The sequence below is a fragment of the Amycolatopsis sp. NPDC005961 genome (assembly GCF_040629235.1).
Lineage (GTDB): Bacteria > Actinomycetota > Actinomycetes > Mycobacteriales > Pseudonocardiaceae > Amycolatopsis > Amycolatopsis camponoti.
This window is the reverse complement of record NZ_JBEXVF010000157.1, coordinates 1-1,383: the sequence shown is the minus strand read 5'-3', so window position 1 is coordinate 1,383 and position 1,383 is coordinate 1. Positions and strand designations below refer to the sequence as shown.

2 protein-coding genes and 1 pseudogene are annotated in these 1,383 nt (G+C 69.7%); all 3 read left to right on the top strand.

The genetic code is table 11. The features are described from left to right. Window positions 1-1,005, top strand: a 1,005-nt coding sequence (locus ABZ342_RS48905; RefSeq protein WP_360488930.1) for a family 2B encapsulin nanocompartment shell protein, incomplete at its 5' end; no start/stop codon positions are given. Further along, the gene (locus ABZ342_RS48900; protein WP_360488928.1) at window positions 1,005-1,169 is read left to right on the top strand and encodes a hypothetical protein; all 165 of its coding nucleotides are present in this window, start codon (window positions 1,005-1,007) and stop codon (window positions 1,167-1,169) included. The genes ABZ342_RS48905 and ABZ342_RS48900, both read left to right, overlap by 1 nt. After that, window positions 1,166-1,383, top strand: a pseudogene (locus ABZ342_RS48895) (Crp/Fnr family transcriptional regulator); the annotation flags it as partial. The gene ABZ342_RS48900 and the pseudogene ABZ342_RS48895, both read left to right, overlap by 4 nt.

The following is a 1,383-nucleotide window of genomic DNA, read 5'->3' as shown; positions in this document are numbered from 1 at the left end:
GCCCACGGCAAAATCACCAAGGTCGGCACCGGCGCCTACGGCGACCAAACCGTCCTGGGCACCCTCGCCGACGGCGACTACTTCGGCGAAACCGCGTTGATCCGCGACGACGGGATCTGGGAGTTCACCGCCAAAGCCGTCACCACCTGCACCGTCCTCTCCCTGCCCCGCGACGTCTTCCAGGACGTCCTGTCCCGCTCGGACACCCTGCAAGCCCACCTCGACGCCTTCACCGCCGACGGCTCATCCGCGCGCAACGACCACGGCGAAGCCGAGATCTCCCTCGCCTCCGGGCACGACGGCGAACCGACGCTGCCGGGCACGTTCGTCGACTACGACGCCCAGCCCCGGGAATACGAGCTGTCGGTCGCCCAGACCGTCCTGCGGGTGCATTCCCGGGTGGCGGATCTCTACAACCAGCCGATGAACCAGATCGAGCAGCAGCTGCGGCTGACCATCGAGGCCCTGCGGGAACGCCAGGAGCACGAGCTGGTCAACAACACCGACTTCGGGCTCCTGCACAACGCCGACTTCGCCCAGCGCATCCCCACCCGCACCGGCCCACCCACACCCGACGACCTGGACGAGCTGCTGGCGTTGGTGTGGAAAGACCCCGGGTTCTTCCTGGCCCACCCCAAGACGATCGCGGCGTTCGGGCGGGAATGCACCAAAGCCGGGGTCTACCCCGACGCCGTCGACTTCGGCGGGCACCACGTTCCGGCCTGGCGGGGGGTGCCGATCCTGCCCTGCAACAAGATCCCGGTAACCGAGACCCGGACCAGCTCGATCCTGCTGATGCGGACCGGGGAACAGGCCCAGGGCGTCGTGGGGTTGCACCAGACCGGGTTGCCGGATGAGTACCAGCCGGGGCTGAATGTGCGGTTCATGGGCGTGTCCGAGCAGGCGATCATGTCGTACCTCGTCTCCGCCTACTACTCCGCTGCCGTGCTGGTGCCGGATGCGTTGGCGGTGCTGGAAAGCGCCGAACTCGGCCGGGAGGCGTGATGCCGGAGCCCGCGACCCCGCCCCGCAAGCCCGACGCGGAACCGCCGCGTCCCGGGCCCGGCCTGCCGCCGTCGGCGTTCGGGCCGACCGGGCTCGGCACCGCCGCGGCCCGGGTCGTGCCCCGCCCGGCCGCACCCGAACCCGAACGGCGCGTGAAGCCTTGACCGTCACCGAAGAACAGCTGTCCCTCGGCGTCAAAGCCGCGCGGACACTGGCCACGACGACCAAGACGTTGCCGCAGATGCGCGGCATCACCACCCGCTGGCTGCTCTCCCAACTGCCTTGGGTCGACGTGCCGGGCGGCAGCTACCGCGTCAACCGCCGCCTCACCTACACCATCGGCGACGGCAAAGTCTCCTTCTACACCACCGGCGCCCG